Origin of the sequence: Enterococcus sp. DIV0175 (genome assembly GCF_050529075.1) — a bacterium.
Lineage (GTDB): Bacteria > Bacillota > Bacilli > Lactobacillales > Enterococcaceae > Enterococcus_B > Enterococcus_B thailandicus.
The window spans coordinates 1-23,080 of sequence record NZ_CP172880.1 but is presented as its reverse complement, the minus strand read 5'-3'; the positions used below and the strand labels follow the sequence as shown (position 1 = coordinate 23,080).

Genomic DNA, 23,080 nt, shown 5'->3' with positions numbered 1-23,080 from the left:
GTGGAAAACTCTGGTTCTTTTATTTAATCCACAAAAGAAAGGTGTAAGACTATTGTCCCACACCTTTCTTTTCATCGAAAATACTGTTCCACTTTTTTTATTGGAATAATCCACATCAATAATATCAATACATTCACGATCAAAACTGCAATAGGAGCGACTAACCACCCCAATAATAACCCTAAAATATTCAGTCCAATAGATAGATAAGATTTCCGATAGTCAATCAACAGTTCTTTCACGATGCTTTCTTTTTTATTTACTTTAGCAAGTTCTCTCGCTAAAAAATAATAGGTAACATTAGCAAACAATGTGACTAAACCATAAATAAGCTCAGGCACGAGACTATTTATGTATTCACTGATCCAAGCAGTCGCAAAAGGGAATAACGATAAAGAAAAAATAAAGATACTATTTCGCCACAATACTTGTCCGTTGATTTTTTTGACCACTAAAAACAAATGATGGTGGTTATTCCAATAAATAACCAGTGTAAAGAAACTGATAACATAAATTAAAATTTTATGTTCGAGTCCAATCAATGCCGACCACGTATCCGAACCAGGCTGATGTAATTCTAAAACTAAGATGGTCATAATAATTGCAATAACTGCATCTGTAAATGCTTCTAAACGATTCTTTGTCATAATTTTCTCTCCTTTCGCTTATTTTATATGGAAACATTCAAAAAAAGCAAAAGATAATCATCTGAAGTCTGATGAAATAATCAGTCTTTAGTTGGACGTGAAAAAAGTAAAAATTTGTTAAACTTTCTATATAGAAAAAAACATATGAAATGAGGGAATAGTTCATGGGACAAAAAAATATACTTGGAAAAGTATTCTTGTTAATTCTTTTTCTAATCATCGCTAGCTCTATCATCAGTCTTTTTGTTGGTTTATTAAGCGGATTCTTGTGGTTTGCAATCAAATTACTTATCCCATTGGCTATTGCTATTTGGCTAGTTCGATTGATTACAGGAACGTCCGGTAACAATAGACGATACTACTAGTTATTGCACGAAAAAACTGGCTATAGCTTACAGGACCCTTTCGAGCAATCACTAAAAATGCTGCAATTTTATGATTCATTATTTAACAGAAAACAACCAGAGAAAAATTTTCTCTGGTTGTTTCTTTGAGCAAAACTGCCGTTACATTCATTTTATCCTAATGCTACATCTAAAATCATCATAATCATAAATCCAAGCATGACACCAAATACAGCAAAGTGTCGTCTGCTTGATAATGTTTGTTGTGCCTCTGGAATTAACTCTTCTACAACAACGTAAATCATCGCGCCTGCGGCAAAAGCCAATGCATAAGGCAACAATAGTGATACTTTCGTTACAAGCAGTGCACCTAGCACACCTGCTATTGGTTCAACCACACCTGAAGCCTGCCCATACCAGAACGCTTTTCTTCGACTTAATCCTTCTTGTCTCAATGGAATCGATACTGCTGCACCTTCGGGGAAGTTTTGAATACCTATTCCTAAAGCAACCGAAATGGCCGCCAACGTTGCTGCCTTAGGATCACTAGCATTGGCTGCTGCGCCAAATGCCACCCCTACTGCCAATCCCTCTGGAATATTGTGTAGTGTAATCGAAAAAACCAATAAAATTGTTCGTTTCAAATGTGTTTGAAACCCTTCTACTTCATGCTTTGGACCAAAGTGCATGTGAGGTAACGTCTTATCTGCTATGTAAAGAAAAACGCCACCTAAACCAAATCCAATACTTACGACCAACCAGGCAATGTCGCCATTTTCTTCTGCTTTTGAAATTGCTGGATCTAACAATGACCAAAAACTAGCAGCAATCATTATCCCCGAAGCAAATCCCAACATCAAATTCAATAACTCTTTCTTAATCTCTTTAAAGAAAAATACAAGTGCTGCGCCTAGCGCTGTCATAAAATAAGTGAATCCTGTTCCGACTAATGCTTGTTGCCATGAATCCAATCCTAATAACCAGGTAACCATTGATTTCTCCTTTCTCATTTACTTATTCATCATACTAAAAAAAAGAGTTTTTCGACACCTATCACGACTTATTATGTGAAAAAACGAATTAGTTGGGACAAAACAAAGAAAGAGTTATACTGTGTCTAACAAAGCAAAAGGAGTGATACATCATATGTCAACAATTAATTCAGGCGTAGCTATGGTCAAAGTTTTAGAAAGTTGGGGCATTGATCATATCTATGGTATCCCTGGTGGTTCCTTTAATTCCATCATGGATGCTTTATATCAAGAAAAACACTCTATTAAATATATTCAAGTTCGTCACGAAGAGGTAGGTGCACTAGCAGCTGCAGCTGACGCTAAACTAACTGGTAAAGTTGGGGCTGTATTTGGCTCAGCTGGTCCTGGGGCAACACACTTAATCAACGGGCTGTACGACGCACAAATGGATCATGTACCAGTAGTCGCCTTTCTTGGACAAGTCGCTTCAAGTGCAATGAATTATAATGCTTTCCAAGAATTAAATGAAAACCCTATGTTTGCTGATGTTAGTGTCTATAATCGAACAGTAATGACACCAGAAAGTCTCCCTCATGTAGCTGATGAAGCAATTAAAGCTGCTTACAAATACAATGGTGTAGCCGTGGTAACTATTCCTGTTGATTTTGGTTATGCAACTATTGAAGAACAAGAATTCAGTACAGCCTCCACCTATCAAAATAATGTTTTGTTACCAAAAAAAGATGAAGTAATCAAAGCTTTACCATACATCAGCGAAGCGAAAAAGCCTGTGCTTTATATTGGGCAAGGAACTCGTGGAGGATTTGAACAGATCAAAGCTTTCTCAGAACATTTTTCAATGCCTGTTGTTTCTTCTGTTTTAGGAAAAGGTATTGTTCCAGATAGCTATCCTAATTTTCTTGGTTTTGCTGGTCGTGTTGCTACCAAGCCTGCAAACGAAGCTTTGGCTGAAGCAGATTTAATTTTCTTCGTAGGAAGTGATTTTCCTTTCGCCCAATACTTCTTTAATCCTGATGCAAAATTTGTCCAAGTAGACATTGATGCTTCAAAATTTGGTCGTCGGCACCAAACTTCACTAGCCATTTTAGGTGATGCCGTCACAACATTGCAAACGTTGGTTGAACTTGGAGAAGCACGACCTTCAGATAACTGGTTGCTTGCTAACCAAAAAAATAAAGAAAATTGGGTAAATTGGCTTCAATCGTTCGCAACTAAAGCTGATAAGCCAATCCATCCCGAAGCTGTGTACAATGAAATCAATCGTATTGCAGAAGAATCAGCTATTTTTGTAACAGATGTCGGTAATACCACAATCCAATCTATTCGTTTATTAGATTTAAATGGTCAACAAAAACATACAACATCTGGTTGGTTTGCCACGATGGGTTACGCTGTTCCGGCCGGGCTTGCTGCAAAATTAAGTTATCCTGAACAACAAGTTTTTACACTTAGTGGTGATGGTGGCTTTGCAATGGTCATGCAAGATATTATTACTCAAGTTAAATATCAATTACCTATTATCAATGTTGTTTTTTCAAATGAATCCTTTGGTTTTATCGAAGCTGAGCAAGAAGATTCTGAACAAAATAAATTTGGTGTCTTTTTGGAAGGTGCTGACTTCGGAAAAGTAGGGGAAGCGCTAGGTGCTGATGGTTTCACAATCACTGAATTTTCACAATTGCGCCCTGCATTTGATGCTGCAGCAAAATCAACTCGTCCAGTCGTCATTGATGTCAAAATTTCAGACAAACGTCCACTACCAGTTGAAGATTTACATTTGGATCCTCGTCTCTATTCAGCTGAAGAAATTGAAAGTTTTAAACAAAAATACGAAGTACACGACATGCCCGTCCTTCATGAAATTTACGAAAATCTATAAAACTATAAAAAATAGCGTATGCTCAAAAAGCATACGCTATTTTTTCATTTATTATCTAAATGCATAAACAATATGAGTGATTCCAAACATCATAAAGTAAAAACCAACTAAAAAACTCAAAGTCAATGCTGAAGAAATTGGGTTAAATAGTAACACAATTCCTAAGAAGATTCCTAAAATATTGATAATAACTGTAAACCAATAATATCCTGTACTAATATTTTTTGCCAAATCAGTAACAAATAAAGCAAATATCGAATCAATGATGAACCAAACAGCAAATACAAATGGTAAAGCCATCACACCTGCATTTACATTAAACAGGAAAAAAATCCCAATTAAAATATCAATAATCCCAACTACTAAAGGCATTTTTGCTTTATAACCAGTTAACTCTTTCAATCGATTACGTCCAATAATTTCAAAAATTCCCTTTAAAAAAGCAAACACTGCAAACACCATAACAATAGCCACTAAATTTCCGACAGGATCTTGAAATGATAATAGCGATACAATCACAAACAAAACCCCTAACAGCAAGGAGCCCCAATCAACCGATCTTCTATTTTCATTCATTTTCATACCTTCTTTCTTTTATTTACATAACTAATACTAAACACTCTTTCGATATACGTCAAAATTTATGCTGTCTATCTGACAAAAAAATTTTTGATCAATTTTTTTACGTTCCACGTGAAACACAATTAAAATTGGTATTACCTTGAAACTTTTACCTTTCCCCTTTATAATTCTATAAGACTCAAATTCGTCAAAACTACTATAGATATAAGTGAGGAAAAAAATTGATTACTGTAAATGATGTAAGTTTGCACTTTTCAGATCGCAAACTATTTGATGACGTTAATATTAAATTCACTCCCGGAAATTGTTATGGATTGATTGGTGCAAATGGAGCAGGTAAATCAACTTTCCTTAAAGTTTTATCTGGAGATTTACAACCGTCAACTGGGAACGTTACTTTAGGCCCTGATGAACGTATGGCAGTATTGAAACAAAATCATTTTGATTATGAAGAATATACTGTTTTAGAAACTGTTATTATGGGTCATAAACGATTATATGAAGTAATGAAAGAAAAAGATGCTTTATATATGAAAGAAGACTTTTCCGATGCTGACGGTATTCGTGCCGCAGAATTAGAGGGAGAGTTTGCTGAGCTAAATGGTTGGGAAGCTGAACCCGAAGCAGCAGTTTTATTGCAAGGATTAAATATCCCTGAAGAATTACATCATCAATCAATGAGTGAATTAACGGCTGGTCAAAAAGTCAAAGTTTTACTAGCGCAAACACTTTTTGGTAAACCTGATGTATTACTACTTGACGAACCTACCAATGGGCTGGATATCCAATCAATCAATTGGTTAGAAGAATTTTTAATTGAATTTGAAAATACTGTAATCGTAGTATCCCATGACCGCCACTTCTTAAACAAAGTTTGTACACACATGGCAGATTTAGACTTCGGCAAAATCAAACTTTACGTCGGTAACTATGATTTTTGGTTAGAATCTAGCCAACTTGCAACAAAACTCCAAGCAAATGCAAATGCAAAAAAAGAAGAACAGATCAAAGAGTTACAAGAATTTATTGCGCGTTTCAGTGCAAATGCTTCAAAATCAAAACAAGCAACTTCACGTAAAAAAATGTTAGAAAAAATTACTTTAGATGATATTCAACCATCTTCAAGACGCTATCCATTTGTTGGATTTAAACCTGAACGTGAAATTGGAAATGATCTTTTACAAGTAGATAATGTGAGTGTAACCATTGATGGTAAGCAAATCTTAAAAGATATATCATTTACTTTGAATAAAGAAGATAAAGTTGCTTTCATAGCAGATAATGATATTACAACTACTACCTTATTTAAAGTAATCATGGGTGAAATCAAGCCTGATACTGGTACTGTTCGCTGGGGTGTTACAACAAGTCATTCTTATTTAGCAAAAGATACTACAAAAGAATTCAATAATGACTTAACGATTCTTGACTGGTTACGTCAGTATGCAAGCAAAGAAGAAGATGACAATACATTCTTGAGAAGTTTCTTAGGTCGAATGCTCTTTTCTGGAGAAGAAGTCCTAAAACCAGTTAACGTTTTATCTGGTGGTGAAAAAGTTCGTTGTATGCTTTCAAAAATGATGCTTTCAAAAGCGAATGTCTTAGTACTCGACGACCCGACAAATCATTTAGATTTAGAATCAATTACTGCTTTAAACGATGGATTGATGGCTTTCACTGGTTCTATCCTATTTGCTTCCCATGACCACCAATTCATTCAAACACTAGCAAACCGCATCATTGCTGTTTCTGATAAAGGTGTAATTGATCGTGCAGATACAACCTACGATGAGTTTTTAGAAAATCCTGATATTAAGAAAAGTATGGATGCATTGTTCTCATAAAATAAACACAAAAAGCGTAGAGACAACTTAACCGTCCTACGCTTTTTTGTTATGGATTATTGATATTGATTAACGACTCGTTCCCATTGAAAAGATAGCAATACAACCATAACCAGTATGGCTAGCAATCGTTGGCCCTAAGGGGTAAAGTACAATGTTTTTTACTTGGATTTTTTCTTCTAATTGTTTCTTAGCTTTTTCGGCACTTTCTAAATCACCAGCGTATGCAATATAAATGGTTTGTTCAAGAGGCGCTACGATTGATTGGATCGTTTCATCAACAATTTTTTGAATGGATTTATTTCTTCCACGAACTTTGTCAACATTTGTTAAACGTCCAGCTTCATCAACGGTAATGATAGGTTTTACACTTAGAATGCTTCCTAAGGTCGCACTTGTCTTAGAAATTCTTCCCCCACGCTCAAGATGTTTTAAATCATCGACAGTTACCCAAGAACGCACTTTTAAATAATTATTATTCAACCACTCTAAAACTTCTTTAAGTGGCTTGCCTTCTTCTTTTAATCGAGCTGCCGCTAAAACCAACAGTCCTTCGCCAACACTAGCTGCTTTCGTATCAAAAACATAAATTTCTGGATTTTCATACTCTTCCTTCAATAACTCAACAGCTTGCATTGCACTACTATAAGAGCCACTCATTGAGCTAGAAAAAGCAACATAAAGGACAGGAATCTTTTTTTCAACATATGATCGAAAAAATTCTAAATAGCCCCCCACATTTATTTGAGAAGTTGTTGGCATTGCTTCGCCTTTTAATTCATTCATATATTTTTCATAATCAAAAGTTTTTCCTAAGTCGTCAATTAATTCTTCGCCATTTAGCTGAATCTTCATTGATAAAAAATCGACATTTATTTCTTCTAATACCTGATAAGGTAAATCACAACAAGAATCAGTCACTATTTGATACACATTATTCAACTCCTTTTTATTCTTAACCCGCCTAACTACTACATTATAACAAACGTCTTGCAATCAAAAGGAATTTATGGCCAGTATTTACAAAAAAACTTGAAGCAACATGAATAAATTCAAGGTTACTTCAAGTTTCAGCTGTTTTTTATTAAAAAGTTTCCCCAAGATGATAACTCACTTCTAAAAGAAATGTCCTGATTCAGTTATCTATGTGGGCTGAAACGTCCTAGATTTGCGCCCATACGCTTTCTAAGATGTTTGTTTGGTTTCTATCTGGTCCAACTGAGAAAGTAGAAATACGCACGCCTACAAGCTCTGAGATACGTCTCACATAATTACGAGCATTTTCTGGTAATTCTGCCAATGTTTTACAACTTGTAATATCTTCAGACCAGCCTGGTAATTCTTCATATACAGGCTTGCAACGTTTTAATTCTTTCAAGCTAGCTGGGTAATGATAGATTAACTCTCCATCTAACTCATAAGCTGTACAGATTTTTACTGTGTCTAAGCCACTTAACACATCAATAGAGTTAAGTGAAAGGTTTGTAATCCCCGATACACGTTTTGAATGACGCATAACAACCGTATCGAACCAACCAACACGACGTGGTCGACCAGTTGTTGTACCATATTCGCGACCGATTTTACGAATTTGTTCACCAGTTTCATCAAATAATTCAGTTGGGAAAGGACCATCACCTACACGTGAAGTATAAGCTTTACATACACCAACCACTTTGTTGATTTTAGATGGGCCAACACCACTACCAATTGTTACGCCTCCAGCAACTGGATTAGATGAAGTAACAAACGGATAAGTTCCTTGATCAATATCCAACATAACTCCTTGTGCACCTTCGAATAACACACGCTTTCCAGCATCTAACGCATCATTTAAAATGACTGAAGTGTCTGTCACATATTGTTTAATTTGTTGCCCATATTCATAGTATTCTTCAAAAATCTCATCAAATGAAATTGGCTCAGAGTCAAACATTTTAACAAATTGACGGTTTTTGTCTTCCAAATTCATGCGTAAACGTTCTTCAAAAATTTCTTTATCTAATAAATCTGCAATTCGAATCCCTACACGTGCTGCTTTGTCCATATATGCAGGTCCGATTCCTTTGATCGTTGTTCCAATTTTATTCTCACCTTTAGCATCTTCTTGCAATTGATCCAATTTAATGTGATATGGCAAGATGACATGTGCACGGTCAGAAATTCTTAAATTGTCCGTCGTAATATCTTTTTCGTGTAGATAGGCAAGCTCTTTTACTAAAGATTTAGGATTAACAACAACACCATTCCCAATCACACTGATTTTATCTTTGTAAAAAATTCCAGAAGGAATTAAATGCAGTTTATACGTAACACCACTAAATTTAATTGTGTGTCCTGCATTATCGCCACCTTGGTAACGTGCGATTACTTCTGCGTTCTCACTAAGAAAGTCAGTGATTTTTCCTTTCCCTTCATCGCCCCATTGTGTACCTACTACTACTACAGATGACATTCGAACACCTCATTTTATATTATTTGATCCTGAACTATTGTACCAAGTTATGCCTATATATTCAAACAAAATTCGAATGATATTTTATTTTTTTTTGTAAAAACGGTTTATTTACGAACGTTTTGCAAATTATTTAAAAAATTTCCATAATAAAAAAAGCTTGGCTTTACTGTCTACACAATAAAAACAAACTTTTTTCAAAAAAATTTATTAGAATTCTTCCCTCGGTGAAAGTGAAGAGAACTTATTATATTCTTTAATAAATAGTAACTCAACAGTCCCACGTGCACCACTCCGGTTTTTCTCAATGATTACTTCGATTACATTATCATTTTGTGGTTCTGTCGCTTCTCCGTCTTCTCCGCTTTCACGATCATAATAATCATCACGATATAAGAACGCTACGATATCGGCATCTTGCTCAATAGATCCAGATTCCCGAATATCACTAAGAACTGGACGTTTGTCTTGTCTCTGTTCTACACCACGTGAAAGTTGGGATAACGCAATTACAGGTACTTTTAACTCTTTTGCCAATTTTTTCAACTGACGCGAAATATCAGACACTTCTTGTTGACGATTTTCTCGCCCACTCCCTTCAATCAATTGTAAGTAATCAATCAAAATCAATCCTAAATTTCCTTTTTCTTGTGCTAGTTTTCTACATTTCGCACGAATTTCAGAAATTTTGATACCAGGAGTATCATCAATATAAATATTGGCTCGTGATAAGCTTCCCATAGCAACAATTAAGTTTGACCACTCTTCCTCTGATAATTGACCTGTTCGTAAATGACTAGCCTCAATGGATCCTTCTGCACAAAGCATACGATTTACTAATGATTCCGCACCCATTTCTAAACTAAAAATTGCTACAGCACGATCTGTTTTTGTTCCAACATTTTGAGCAATGTTCAGAGCAAAAGCTGTTTTACCTACCGCTGGACGAGCGGCAATGATAATTAATTCTTCTGCTTGAAAACCTGCAGTCATTTTATCTAACCCTTGATACCCTGTCGGTAACCCGGTAATTTCTTCATTATTTTGTGCTAGCTGATCAATATTTTCAATTGTGGAGTTCAAAACTTCAGCAATTGATAAAAAACCACTACGATTTCTTTTTTCAGATACTTCTAAAATACTTCGTTCTGCGTCGTCCAAAATCGACTGAACTTCTTCACCTTGTTCAAAGCCCTTAGTTACAATTCCAGTTGCTGTTTGGATTAAATTTCGCAACAGAGATTTTTCTTCAACAATTTTGGCATAGTAAGCCACATTTGCAGCTGTAGGGACCGCCAAAGCAAGTTCTGAGAGGTAACTTAATCCCCCAGCATCTTCTAAAAGATTTCCTTGCTCTAATCGATCCTTCACAGTTACAACATCTATCGCTTCATTGCGATCATTCAACTCAATCATTGTTTCAAAAATAATTTGATGACCACGACGATAAAAATCTTTTGGCTCTATGTATTCCATGGCATCAATGATCGTTTCTGCATCAAGAAAAACAGAGCCTAAGACTGCTTGTTCCGCTTCAATATTTTGCGGTGGAATTCGATCCTGCCACACTTCACTCATACTTATCGCTCCTTGTCTTCGGTTGCTTCATTTTACAAGAAAATAACTGAAATGTACACCGCATAAGAAAAGAGGTGTGACAAAAATCTTGTCATACCTCCTTTTTCCGAATAAACAGTGTTCCAAAACAACGCCTCACTATTTGTCAGAGTTAAACGTTTTGCGTCACAATCTCTTTGTACTCTTATTCTTGCACAACATGTACTTTAATCGTCGCAGTTACATCATGATGCAACTTAACTGGTACGTTTGTGTAACCTAAAGCTCTGATTGGTGTTTCCAATTCTATTTTTCGTTTATCGATTTTTACTTTATATTGTTTGTTCAATCCTTCTGCAATTTGTTTTGATGGGATTGATCCAAACAAACGACTGTCTTCACCAGCTTTTGCTTTAATTTCAACAACTGTGTCTTCTTTTTCAAGAAAATCTTTTAATTTTTTTGCTTCAGCTAAAATTTCGGCTTCATGCTTTTCTTGTGCCTTTTTTTGTCCAGCTAATTGACTAATGCTACCTTTATTAGCTTCCTTAGCTAAATTATTTTTCAATAGATAGTTTTGTGCATATCCAGTTGGAACTTCTTTGACGTCCCCTTTTTTGCCTTTTCCTTTTACATCTTGCAAGAAAATTACTTTCATTTGGCCTACTCCTTGTCATATATTTGATTTATATTCTCATGAATTGCTGCTAATAACCGCTCTTTTGTTTCTTCAACTGTTGTATTTTCCAATTGTGTTGCTGCATTGGTAAAATGACCTCCACCACCTAAAGACTCCATGATGAGTTGGACATTGATTGTTCCACTGCTTCTTGCGCTAATTCCGATCAAACCATCTGTTCGCTTAGTGATAACAAAGGCAGCATTAATATCAATCATTGACAGCAACGTATCAGCTGTTTTAGCGGCAATAACACTATTATACTCTTTCTCATTTGTTCCTGCTGTTACCACAATATCTTTTGTAACATACTCACTGTGAGCAATTAGATCGCTGATTTCTAAATAAGTATCTAAATCAGAGCTTAATAAATATTGTACTAATGACGCATCTGCTCCGCAAGACCTCAAATAACTTGCCACATCAAATGTTCGAGCCGTAGTTCTCACATTAAAACTATTCGTGTCTACGGTCATCCCAGCGAGTAAAAGTGTTGCTTCAAAACGATCAAGTCTATTGGTTCTCGTACTTTGATATTGAATCAATTCTGTTACCAATTCTGAGGCTGATGACGCAGATGATTCAATGTAAGTTAATAATGGTTTATTGGGAAATTCTTCTCCACGTCGATGATGGTCAATAATCACAATCTTATCAAATTGGTCATACAGGCTCTGTGAGATTGATAATGACGGTTTATGATAATCTACCATAACTAATAAATCATTGTCTTGTTTGATCTCCATCGCTCGCTCTGGCGAAATTATTTGAGCTTCTAGCTCTGGATGCTTGTGAATTTCTTCTAAACATCTAGAAACATCTGGAATAATTTCATCTTCATTAATCACAACGTATGCTTTTTTCTGATTGAAGCGCGCCAAACAACTGACACCAAAAGCAGAACCTAAAGCGTCCATATCTGGAAAACGATGGCCCATAATAAACACATCATTTGTTTCTGTAAATATTTTCCGTAACGCAGTACTCATTGCACGAGATCTTACCCTTGTTCTTTTTACATTTTTCGCTGACTTACCACCATAGTAAGTTGGTTTTGATCCTTCTTGGACTTCTTTTACAACAACTTGATCGCCCCCGCGAACTAAAGCAATATCTAAATTATTCTGTGCTTCGTCGCCAATTTCTTCTAGCGTTTTTTGCCCATAAGCAACACCCATACTTAGCGTAATCGGTAAATTTTGTTTTTCTGCTTCAGCTCTCAGCCGGTCTAATAAGTCAAATTTCTTTTCCATCATCTTTTTCAAATCAATCATTTGTGCAAAAAAGAAAAAACGCTCTGCATTTATTCTCTTATAAAAAATATGATATTCATCCATCCAATCAGAAATCAATGTGGTAACAAATGAATTTAGATAAGAAATCTCTTTATCATCTAATTTATCAATTGCATCTGCATAGTTATCAATTGATAAAATTCCGATTACGGGCTGTATATTTGTTTGATGCAATTTTAATAATTGATTTTGTGTGACATCACTGAAGTAGATAACTCCTTTGACCGTATCTAGATCAAACTGAAAGGTTTTGTCTGCTAAATATAATTGATTTTTCTTTTTTTCTTTAGCAGAAAAAAAGGCATCTAATAATTCAGTTTCCGATAATGCACTCTTATCTTTTATATCTAGAGCAAAGGGATTTAACCATTCGATTTTTTGTGTCGTTGGTTGGTAAGCGATTACTCCTACAGGCATAATCTCTGAAACATATGCGAGATTAGTTTCTGCCACAGTCGATGCTTGTTGAATTTTCTCTCGGTTTCTTAAAACTAACCATCGACTCATCTTTAACCAATAACGGAAACAAAGTGCATTCATGACAAATACAATTAATGCACTAATTAATCGAAACGGAAACACTAGAATAACCAAAACTTCTATTAGAATAAACAAAAAAAAGAAGAATGGTCTGGGGGTAAAGTTTAAATTTTCATCTTCCATATTCTCCCTCCCACTAATAATTAGTTCAATTTTACCATATTTTGGTCAATACAAGCGACTAACATCTATATCTGCTCCCTAAACAAAAAAAAGAAACTATAATTCTGCTTTTATATAAAAAAGAAGCAACAATCCCAAAGGATTGTTGCTTCTTTTTTTACAATTTATTAGTCTTCACTAACGAAAGGTAGTAAGCCCATAATACGAGCACGTTTAATTGCAACAGTAAGTTTACGTTGGTTTTTAGCGCCTGTACCAGTTACACGACGTGGCAAAATTTTACCGCGTTCTGAGATAAATCTTTTTAGTAATTCGATATCTTTATAATCGATATATTCAATATGATTAGCAGCAATATAGTCTACTTTACGACGTTTACGTCCGCCTCTTCTTTGTTGTGCCATTCTATTTCCCTCCTATCAATTCGTTTAGAATGGTAAATCATCATCTGAAATGTCAATCGTTGAACTTGAACCAAATGGATCAGTTGTGTCACGATCAAAATCAGGCATACCGTTGGATGATTGAGATGTTTGATTAAAGTTATTGTTTCCACCAAATGTGTTTGTTGATTGGTTTGAGCTTTGGAAACCGCCACTTTGTTGACGATTTTCTGATGCAGAACGAGATTCCAATAATTGGAAGTTATCAGCTACTACTTCTGTAACATAGACTTTTTGTCCTTGTTGATTATCATAAGAACGTGTTTGAATACGACCAGTAACACCTAAAAGTGTACCTTTACGTGCATAGTTAGCCATTGTTTCTGCTGATTTACGCCAAATAACGCAGTTAATAAAGTCAGCCTCTCGATTTCCACTTTGGTTTGTAAAATTACGATTTACGGCCAGAGTAAACGTTGCTACTGCAGTTCCGTTTGATGTGTATCGTAAATCCGGATCTTTAGTCAGACGTCCAACTAGTACAACATTATTAATCAAAATAGTCATCTCCTCTCATCGTTTTCCTTTGTTCCATGTGAAACAAATTAAGCTTCTTCTTTAACAATCATGTGACGAACGATATCGTCATTGATTTTAGCAAGACGATCAAATTCATTGATTGCACTTGCATTTGATGGAGAAGACACTTTAACGATGTGATAGATACCTTCACGGTAACCGTTAATTTCATAAGCTAAACGGCGTTTTTCCCAATCTTTAGATTCGATAACTTCAGCTCCGTTATCTTTTAAGATTGTATCGAAACGTTCGATTAAAGCAGTTTTTGCTTCTTCATCAATGTTTGGACGAATAATATACATAATTTCATATTTCGTATTTTCCATTGATTTCACCTCCCTATGGACTTTAGGCTCTTGTTATTCCAAGAGCAAGGAGAGTTTTCTAATATAATTAGACTACTCACAATCTTTGATTATACACGCATTACGTCTTTTGCGCAACAAAAAAATAAGAGCACCTTAAAATTTAAGGTACTCTTATTATAGATTGTTTTCAAAGAAAATTTTTATTCCTCTGTTGTTTCTTCTGCATCAATTTCTGAATTTACTTCTGTTACTTCTTCAGTCGCTTCAGGTTCAACTGCTGCCATTGTTACAACTTTTGTATCAGCTTCCATTTTCATTAAACGAACGCCTAATGTTGAACGACCAGTTTGAGAGACTGTTGACACATTAAAACGAATAATGACGCCTTTATCTGTAATCAACATAATATCTTCTTCACCAGTAACAGTCGTTAATCCAGCTAAAGGACCATTCTTCTCAGTAATATTGGCCGTTTTAATTCCTTTACCACCACGACCTTTTACAGGATATTCAGATACTTTTGTACGTTTTCCATATCCTTTTTCTGTAATTACAAGAACCTCATGATTTTCTGTCATCAAAGCTGCGCCGATGACATAGTCTTCTTCTCTTAAACGAATTCCCCTTACACCAGAAGCAGTTCTCCCCATATCACGGATAGCTTCTTCTTTGAATGTAACTGAGTAACCATTGTGCGTTCCAATGATAATATTCGATTCGCCATTTGTTAATAAGACATTGACTAACTCATCACCATCTTTTAAGCCAATGGCAATCAAGCCATTACTTCTAATGTTAGAAAAGGCGGTCACTGCTGTTCGTTTTACAGTTCCTAGACGAGTAGTAAAGAATAGATAATGCCCTTCTTCTGCTTTCCCTGTTACAGCAATAATTGCTTGGATTTTTTCACTAGAATCAATTCCAAGTAAATTAATGACGGGGATCCCCTTGGCAGTTCTACCATATTCTGGAATTTCATATCCTTTTGCACGATATACTTTTCCGTTGTTCGTGAAGAATAATAATGTGTCGTGTGTTGAACAGGAAACAAGATTTTTTACAAAATCATCGTTATGAACACCCATGCCTTGTACACCACGTCCGCCACGTCTTTGTGCTCTAAATTCATTATTAGCAACACGTTTGATATAACCATTATTTGTCAAAGTAATAACGATTTCTTCTTCTTCGATTAAATCTTCATCTTCTAAGCTTAAGACTTCACCAACTAAAAGTTCTGTCCGACGTTTATCACCAAATCGTTGATTTAACTCAGCAAGTTCTGTTTTGATAATTTCAGTAATTCGTTCAGGTCTTGCCAAAATATCAGTTAAATCTGCAATCAATTTTAATAATTCTTGATATTCATTTTCAATTTTTTCACGTTCTAAACCAGTTAGTCTACGAAGGCGCATATCTAAAATTGCTTGTGCTTGACGATCTGACAAAGCAAATCGTTCAATCATTGTTGCTTTTGCAATATCATCAGATTTTGATCCACGAATAATAGCAATAATTTCATCAATGTGATCTAACGCAATGCGTAAACCTTCTAAAATATGTGCCCGTGCTTCAGCTTTTTCTTTATCAAAAATTGTACGACGTGTGATTACTTCACGCTGATGTTCAACATAGTTTTCAAGAATTTCTTTCAAGCTTAAAACTTTAGGAACACCTTTTTCAATTGCTAACATATTAAATCCAAACGAGTTTTGCAATGAAGTCATTTTATATAAGTTATTTAAAATAACAGAAGCACTAGCATCACGGCGTATATCAATAACAATACGCATTCCTTCACGAGAAGATTCATCCCGTAAATCAGTAATTCCTTCAATTCGTTTATCACGATGAAGTTCAGAAATTCGTTCAATTAGTTTTGCTTTATTTACCATGTATGGTAATTCTGTGACTAAAATTCTTTCTTTGCCATTCGGCATTTCAGTGATTTCAACTTTTGCTCGAACAGTAATTGATCCTCTACCCGTTTCATAGGCACGGCGTATTCCAGATTTACCCATAACTAGACCGCCAGTTGGGAAGTCTGGTCCAGGTAACACTTCCATTAACTCATTTGTTGTAACTTCCGGATTTTCTATCAACAAATCAATTGCCGCTACAACTTCTGATAAATTATGTGGAGGGATGTTCGTTGCCATACCTACCGCAATACCAGTTGTCCCATTGACCAAAAGATTGGGGAACCGAGCAGGAAGAACTTCTGGTTCCTTTTCCGTATCATCATAGTTACTTTGGAAATCAACTGTATTTTTGTTAATGTCTCTTAGCATTTCCATAGCAATCTTACTCATTCGGGCTTCCGTGTAACGCATTGCGGCAGCTCCGTCACCGTCCACAGAGCCAAAGTTTCCGTGACCGTCAACTAGCATATAGCGATAGCTGAATGGCTGAGCCATCCGAACCATGGATTCATAAATAGCACTATCACCGTGGGGATGGTATTTACCCATAACATCCCCAACAATTCTGGCTGATTTTTTATGTGATTTATCTGGTGTAACACCTAATTCATTCATTCCGTACAAGATACGACGATGAACTGGTTTCAATCCATCTCGAACATCAGGTAATGCACGAGCTACGATAACACTCATTGCATAATCGATGAAGGAGTCTTTCATTTCATTGGTTAGATTGACATCATGGATGTTTTCACTAAATTTTTCACTCACAATTCTTTTCCTCCTTCATGATTAAATATCTAAGTTTTTAACGTAATGTGCATTTTCTTCAATGAACGCACGACGAGGTTCTACGCGATCTCCCATCAGCATTTCAAAAATTTGGTCTGCAGCAATTGCATCGTCTACAGTTACGCGAGCCATCATTCGATTAGCAGGATTCATGGTTGTTTCCCATAATTGATGATCATCCATTTCCCCTAGACCTTTATAACGCTGAACGTTTGGTTTAGGCGATGCAGGTAAGGAAGCAATAACATTTTTCAAGTCCTCTTCTGCGTTTTTACCTGGTTGAACATAAGTGATTTTCTTTCCTTGTTTTACTCCATACAAAGGTGGCTGTGCAATATAAACATAGCCGGCCTCCACGATTGGACGCATGTAACGATAAAACAATGTTAATAGCAGTGTTCTGATATGAGCACCATCAACATCGGCATCGGTCATAATAACTAATTTATGATAACGTGCTTTTGCTACGTCAAAATCTGCTCCAAATCCTGTTCCCATTGCTGTAAACAGTGAACGAATTTCTTCATTGGCTAAAATTTTATCCATACTTGCTTTTTCAACGTTTAAAATTTTCCCACGAATTGGTAAAATAGCTTGAAATTGACGATCACGTCCTTGTTTTGCTGATCCTCCAGCAGAATCGCCTTCGACGATAAATAGTTCGCATTTTTCAGGATCATTACTTGAACAGTCAGCTAATTTTCCTGGCAAATTACTAATTTCTAGTGCGCCTTTACGTCGAGTAACTTCACGTGCGCGTTTAGCAGCTAAACGTGCTTTAGATGCAAGTAATCCCTTATCAACGATTTGTCGTCCAACACTTGGATTTTCAAGTAAAAATTTCATGAAATGTTCGCTGAACAATCGATCAGTTACAGTACGAACTTCAGAATTTCCTAATTTTGTTTTCGTTTGACCTTCAAATTGTGGATCTGGATGTTTAATTGAAATAACAGCTGTTAACCCTTCACGAACATCTTCTCCAGTTAGATTGTCGTCATTTTCTTTCATCAATTTTTGTTTTCTTGCATAGTCATTAACAACGCGTGTCAGTGCTGTTTTAAATCCAGATTCATGTGTTCCGCCTTCATATGTATGAATATTATTGGCAAAACTCATAATGTTTGAATGATAACCATCTGTATACTGCATTGATACTTCAACTGTGATATCTTGCTGTTCACCTTCCAAATAAACTGGTTCTGGGAACAAAACATTTTTACTGCTATTTAAAAATTCAACGTAGCTCTTAATCCCGCCGTCATAATGATATTCTTTAATAACTGGTTCTTCTTCACGCTTATCTTCAATTGAAATATGCATTCCGCGGTTTAAGAAAGCTAGTTCTCTAATACGCGTTGCTAATTTATTAAAGTCAAAAACAGTTGTTTCAGTGAAGATTTCTGGATCAGGAATAAAATGGACTGTTGTTCCGTGACGATCGGTTGTATCAATAATTTTCAAATCATCGACAACAGCACCTCGACGGTATTCTTGATAATAAACATTTCCGTCTTTATAAACTTTTACATCTAATAGAGTAGACAACGCATTTACAACAGAAGATCCTACACCATGAAGACCACCTGATACTTTATATCCGCCACCGCCAAATTTACCTCCGGCATGCAAGATAGTAAAAACTGTTTCCACAGCTGGACGTCCCGTTTTAGCTTGGATATCAACAGGAATACCACGACCATCATCAACTACTGTTATACTATTATCTTTTTCAATAATAACGTGGATAGAAGTAGCAAACCCAGCTAATACTTCATCAATTGAATTATCAACGATTTCCCATACTAAGTGGTGCAATCCTTCAGAACTTGTTGTTCCAATGTACATCCCTGGACGTTTACGAACGGCTTCCAGTCCTTCTAATACTTGAATCTGACTGGCATCATATTCTTTAGCGCGATCCACTAAACTTTTTTCTTCCGTCATTCAGTTTCGTCTCCTTTTATTTTTCCCTGTTGAACATAAAATATTTCTGGTTCAACGGTCATTTTATTTTTTACATGATCAAGTGTTGTCGTTGTTAAAAAGGTTTGAACTTTCCCTTCGATTGTCTCCAACAAATGTAATTGGCGGTTATCATCTAGTTCACTCATCACATCATCCAATAGCAAAATTGGATACTCACCTGTTTCCTCTTTAATCAAATCGATTTCTGCCAATTTAACACTTAAAGCAGTAGTTCTCTGCTGTCCTTGTGACCCATAAACTTGAACATTTTTTTCATTGATAAAAAAATGAAGGTCATCTCGATGTGGTCCTACAGTTGTCGTACCTCGAAATAGATCCTTTTTTTGATTTTTTGCTAATTCTTCTAAAAATTGTTTTTGAATTTGCTCTTGCGATTGGCTCTCCAAAGAATTAAGCGTCGTCACATATTCAATTTTAAGGTGTTCTTTTTGATGCGTGATTTGTTGATGTAGTGAATTAGCCCAAAACTCTAACTTTTTAATAAACTGGCTTCTAGCTTTCAACACTTTACTTCCAAAATCTGCTAATTGTTCCGATAAAATATCTAAATAAAGCAAATCTGACTGCTTTTTTTCGCTTAATTGCTTTAAATATTGATTTCGTTGTTTCAAAATTGACTGATATTGAACCAAATTATATAGATAAATAGGATTAATTTGACCTAATTCCATATCTAAAAATTTTCGACGTACTTGAGGACTACCTTTTACTAATGATAAATCTTCTGGTGCAAATAAAATGACATTTAGTTGCCCAACATAACTACTTAATTTTTTTTGCTCAATATGATTAATCTTGGTTTTACGCCCTTTTTTAGATAATAAAATCTCTAAAGGAAGTTTAGAAGAACCTTTACTAATTTCACCTTGAACAAGTGCTTGTTCTTGTTCCCAGCCAATTAGTTCTTGTTCACTAGTTGTACGATGACTTCGTGTCATAGCAAGTACATAAATACTTTCTAACAAATTCGTCTTTCCTTGAGCATTTTCACCTAAAAAAATAATCAAATTCTTGGAAAAATCCATAGTCAATTCATCATAGTTTCTATAATTTTTAAGGTGTAGCTTATTCAGCCTCATTATTCACTTTTCCTTTTTTTACCATAAAAAAAGTTCCTACATCTGGAACTTCAATCATCATTCCGGGATAAAGTTTTCTTCCTCGACGGTTTTCTGGTTCACCGTCAACTAAAACAGTATTTTCAGCTAAATACCATTTTGCTTGGCCACCACTGCCAATAACAGTAGTTTCTTTCAACATTTGGCCCAACGTCATAAATTCTGTTTCTAAAATGACTTGTTGTTTCAATATCCATCCCTCATTTTCATTATTAAACATAGCATTATTATACCTTTTTTTGAGGAATAAAACAAATTTTCCTACATATTTTCAAATATAAGAAGATTTGATTCTAAAAAGGTCTTTTGAATAAAAAGAAACAGAAAGCCTTAAAATTGATTTTAGGGCCTTCTGTTTCAAAATTTATTTTTTTGATTTTTTTCAAAGTATTTTTCAAAAGGATGAAAAAAAGATTAATTTGTCCGAACCGGCGTGATCAACTGAATAAATTGAACACCTTCTTCAGCAGGTTCTAATGTGAACGGACGGATAGCTGAAATGAATTTAACTTTGATACTCATATCTCCAAATGCACGTAGAGCAGCTTTCATGTAGTCTGGATTAAATGAAATTTCTAATGGATCTCCACTGCTAGCCGTATAATTTAAGCTTTCTTCTACTTTACCAATTTCAGGCGAGTTTCCGTATAACACAACTGAATCTGAATTAATTGATAAACGAACAATGTTATTGCGGCCTTCGTGAGACAACAATGAAGCACGTTCAATCGCTGCTAATAAGCTTGGTACTGAGAATTCAACTTCCGTATTAAAGCTTGATGGAATTAAACGATTAGTATCAGGATAATTCCCTTCTAGTAAACGAGAATAGAAGAACATTGTTTCAGTTTTAAAAAGCACTTGGTTTTCCATGATACTAATTTCAACAATTTCTTCTTCATTGGTTAACGAGCGAGAAAGTTCAGTCAAACTTTTACCAGGAATAACAATATCAAAATGGTCAGCTGTTTGATCTACTGGAATAACACGTTGGCTCAAGCGATGTGAATCTGTAGCAACTGCTAATAATGATTCATCCGATAAAATTAAATGTACTCCAGTTAAAATTGGGCGACTTTCATGTTGAGAAACAGCAAAAACTGTTTCATTGATCAATTTATTTAATACATGAACAGGTAATTTCATTTGGTTGTGGCTTTCGATAACTGGTAAATGTGGGTAATTATCTGCATCTAATCCATTAACAGTAAAGTTGGCTTTACCAGAAGTAATTGCTACCTGCTTATTTTCTAAAACTTCTAAAGTAAAGTTTTCTTCCGGTAAACGACGAATAATCTCGCTAAAAAAGCGTGCTTGTAAAACAATTGAACCTGTAGATTCAATTTGCATCTGAGCCTTTTCATTTTCAACAGATAAAAGTGTTTCAATTGAGATATCTGCATTGCTCCCTGTTAACGTTAAACCTTCATCAGTTAACGTAATTTTGACCCCAGTTAAAATTGGGATGGTCGTTTTACTTGAAATAGCTCTTTGAACAGTATGTAGCTCTTGCATAAAGCTAGCTCGATTTAAAGTAACTTTCATGATGAATCTCCTTTTGCGTAGTTAATTTATTATTAGTTAATTAAAATAATAAAAGTAATAGGGCATGTTAATTTTGTGGAAAACTATTAAAAACATAATAGTCCGTAGAAAAAATCGCTGTGGACAAACTGTGGATAAAAAAAGTAAAACTTTTATCTTTATCCACAAGCTAATTAAGTAAGAAATTTTTGATTTCTGAAACTTCATTTTGCATGCTCATGCTGGAATCCATCAAATGTTGGATTTTTTCATGTGCATGGATGACAGTTGTATGATCTTTCCCACCAAATTCAGCGCCGATTTTTGGTAATGAGCTATCTGTGAGTTCACGTGCAAGATACATCGCAATTTGACGTGGGACAACGATAGACTTGACACGTTTCTTTCCTTTTAGATCTTTTAGCTGGACATGATAATACTTAGCAACTTCTTCTTGGATTTGTAAAATAGTCAATTGAGAATGACCTTTTCCAGATTTTAACGTTTTTAAAGCATCAGCGGCCAAGCTAGTTGAAATATCTGCGCTATTAATTGCAGCGAAGGCTTGAACTCGAACCAAAGCACCTTCAAGTTCCCGAATATTTGAATCAATTTGGCCTGCGATATAACTTAAAGTGTCATCTGGAATTTCTAATTGTTCGGCAGCAGCTTTTTTACGTAAAATAGCTGTTCTAGTTTCAAGATCTGGAGGTGTAATATCGACAGAAAGTCCCCAAGCAAAGCGCGAAACTAGTCGTTCTTGCAGTTTTGGAATTTCATTGGGCAAACGATCACTTGTTAAGACAATCTGTTTGCCCTCGTTGTAAAGTGCATTAAATGTATGAAAAAATTCCTCTTGAGTAGCCTCTTTTTCTGCAAAAAATTGAATGTCATCTACTAATAGTAAATCAACATTTCGGTATTCTTGACGAAATTCTTCGGCAGTTTTATTTTGGATCGAATTGATAAAATCATTCGCAAAAGTTTCACTGCTTACGTATTTTACTTTTGCATTTGGCTGGCTTAACAGCATTTGGTGACCAATCGCATGCATCAAGTGAGTCTTCCCTAAACCAACACCACCATAAAAGAAAAGTGGATTGTAAATTGATCCAGGATCTTCTGCTACAACTAATGCTGCAGCATGTGCCATTTGATTTCCTTTACCAATGACAAATGTATCAAAAGTATATTTAGGATTTAACATGGCTTTTTTGATTGGCGCAGCCATGGTGGGCTTCTCCATTTTTTCAGTAATGATTTCTTCTTGTTCAAGCTCATCCCCAGTGACAAAACGTGGAATAATTTCATCTTCAGTCAGCATATAGCCAACTTCAACAATTTTTGTAGCTAGATTTTTTTCCCAATATTCTTTGTGAATCTTACTTGGAACCTCTAAGACAAATTGATGATTGTCTAATGAACGAGGTGTTGCAGTTTCAATCCAAGTATTGTAACTCGCGGGAGATAAATCTCTTTGATAAGTAGTTTTTAATTCGTTCCATAAAGCATCGAGGGATACCAT

At 35.4% G+C, this 23,080-nt stretch carries 19 protein-coding genes; 2 read left to right on the top strand and 17 right to left on the bottom strand.

Annotated features, from left to right (window positions below):
* Positions 1-71: 71 nt before the first annotated feature.
* Entirely contained in the window at positions 72-647 is a 576-nt protein-coding gene (locus tag IGJ76_RS00095; RefSeq protein WP_067483626.1) for a TMEM175 family protein, read from the bottom strand.
* 517 nt (positions 648-1,164) lie between these two features.
* Positions 1,165-1,983 carry a ZIP family metal transporter gene (locus IGJ76_RS00090; RefSeq protein ID WP_067483631.1) on the bottom strand — a complete coding sequence of 273 codons (819 nt, stop codon included), beginning with the start codon at positions 1,981-1,983 and terminating at the stop codon, positions 1,165-1,167.
* A 154-nt stretch (positions 1,984-2,137) separates the two neighbouring features.
* Between IGJ76_RS00090 and spxB the strand changes: the two genes are divergently transcribed.
* Positions 2,138-3,865, top strand: coding sequence for a pyruvate oxidase (gene spxB / locus IGJ76_RS00085; RefSeq protein ID WP_095803322.1), 1,728 nt, complete (start codon positions 2,138-2,140; stop codon positions 3,863-3,865).
* Positions 3,866-3,916: 51 nt separating this feature from the next.
* Here spxB and IGJ76_RS00080 read toward each other — a convergent pair whose 3' ends face one another.
* Entirely contained in the window at positions 3,917-4,441 is a 525-nt protein-coding gene (locus IGJ76_RS00080; RefSeq protein WP_067483636.1) for an HdeD family acid-resistance protein, read from the bottom strand.
* Between the two features lie 227 nt (positions 4,442-4,668).
* Between IGJ76_RS00080 and IGJ76_RS00075 the strand changes: the two genes are divergently transcribed.
* Complete coding sequence (locus tag IGJ76_RS00075; protein ID WP_071869223.1) at positions 4,669-6,291, top strand: ABC-F family ATP-binding cassette domain-containing protein; 1,623 nt, start codon at positions 4,669-4,671, stop codon at positions 6,289-6,291.
* A gap of 69 nt (positions 6,292-6,360) precedes the next feature.
* Here IGJ76_RS00075 and IGJ76_RS00070 read toward each other — a convergent pair whose 3' ends face one another.
* The 14 genes from IGJ76_RS00070 to dnaA all read right to left on the bottom strand — a co-directional run bounded on the left by IGJ76_RS00070 (position 6,361) and on the right by dnaA (position 23,080).
* Positions 6,361-7,224 (bottom strand): DegV family protein, encoded by an 864-nt coding sequence (locus tag IGJ76_RS00070; protein WP_413130789.1) that lies wholly within the window; start codon positions 7,222-7,224, stop codon positions 6,361-6,363.
* A gap of 229 nt (positions 7,225-7,453) precedes the next feature.
* A complete protein-coding gene (locus tag IGJ76_RS00065; protein ID WP_067483642.1) occupies positions 7,454-8,746 on the bottom strand; it encodes an adenylosuccinate synthase in 1,293 nt (430 codons plus the stop codon).
* Positions 8,747-8,956: 210 nt separating this feature from the next.
* Positions 8,957-10,324 (bottom strand): replicative DNA helicase, encoded by a 1,368-nt coding sequence (gene dnaB / locus IGJ76_RS00060; RefSeq protein WP_075491787.1) that lies wholly within the window; start codon positions 10,322-10,324, stop codon positions 8,957-8,959.
* 184 nt (positions 10,325-10,508) lie between these two features.
* The gene (gene rplI / locus IGJ76_RS00055) at positions 10,509-10,961 is read right to left on the bottom strand and encodes a 50S ribosomal protein L9 (protein WP_067483646.1); all 453 of its coding nucleotides are present in this window, start codon (positions 10,959-10,961) and stop codon (positions 10,509-10,511) included.
* Positions 10,962-10,966: 5 nt separating this feature from the next.
* Positions 10,967-12,940, bottom strand: coding sequence for a DHH family phosphoesterase (locus IGJ76_RS00050; protein WP_071869224.1), 1,974 nt, complete (start codon positions 12,938-12,940; stop codon positions 10,967-10,969).
* Positions 12,941-13,107: 167 nt separating this feature from the next.
* A complete protein-coding gene (gene rpsR, locus IGJ76_RS00045) occupies positions 13,108-13,344 on the bottom strand; it encodes a 30S ribosomal protein S18 (protein ID WP_016623165.1) in 237 nt (78 codons plus the stop codon).
* Positions 13,345-13,368: 24 nt separating this feature from the next.
* Entirely contained in the window at positions 13,369-13,881 is a 513-nt protein-coding gene (gene ssb, locus IGJ76_RS00040; protein WP_067483650.1) for a single-stranded DNA-binding protein, read from the bottom strand.
* A gap of 47 nt (positions 13,882-13,928) precedes the next feature.
* Positions 13,929-14,228 carry a 30S ribosomal protein S6 gene (rpsF, locus tag IGJ76_RS00035; protein ID WP_067483652.1) on the bottom strand — a complete coding sequence of 100 codons (300 nt, stop codon included), beginning with the start codon at positions 14,226-14,228 and terminating at the stop codon, positions 13,929-13,931.
* Positions 14,229-14,410: 182 nt separating this feature from the next.
* Positions 14,411-16,903: a DNA gyrase subunit A gene (gyrA, locus tag IGJ76_RS00030; protein WP_075491785.1), complete on the bottom strand. Its 2,493-nt coding sequence runs from the start codon at positions 16,901-16,903 to the stop codon at positions 14,411-14,413.
* Between the two features lie 21 nt (positions 16,904-16,924).
* Positions 16,925-18,871: a DNA topoisomerase (ATP-hydrolyzing) subunit B gene (gene gyrB / locus IGJ76_RS00025; protein ID WP_075491783.1), complete on the bottom strand. Its 1,947-nt coding sequence runs from the start codon at positions 18,869-18,871 to the stop codon at positions 16,925-16,927.
* On the bottom strand, positions 18,868-19,992 hold the full coding sequence (gene recF / locus IGJ76_RS00020; RefSeq protein WP_075491781.1) for a DNA replication/repair protein RecF: 1,125 nt from the start codon (positions 19,990-19,992) through the stop codon (positions 18,868-18,870). Before recF ends, gyrB begins: the two co-directional genes overlap by 4 nt.
* A complete protein-coding gene (gene yaaA, locus IGJ76_RS00015; protein WP_067483660.1) occupies positions 19,979-20,221 on the bottom strand; it encodes a S4 domain-containing protein YaaA in 243 nt (80 codons plus the stop codon). The genes recF and yaaA overlap by 14 nt, the downstream gene beginning before the upstream one ends.
* Before the next feature lie 224 nt (positions 20,222-20,445).
* Positions 20,446-21,576 carry a DNA polymerase III subunit beta gene (gene dnaN / locus IGJ76_RS00010; protein WP_075491779.1) on the bottom strand — a complete coding sequence of 377 codons (1,131 nt, stop codon included), beginning with the start codon at positions 21,574-21,576 and terminating at the stop codon, positions 20,446-20,448.
* A 169-nt stretch (positions 21,577-21,745) separates the two neighbouring features.
* Entirely contained in the window at positions 21,746-23,080 is a 1,335-nt protein-coding gene (gene dnaA, locus IGJ76_RS00005) for a chromosomal replication initiator protein DnaA (protein ID WP_067483664.1), read from the bottom strand.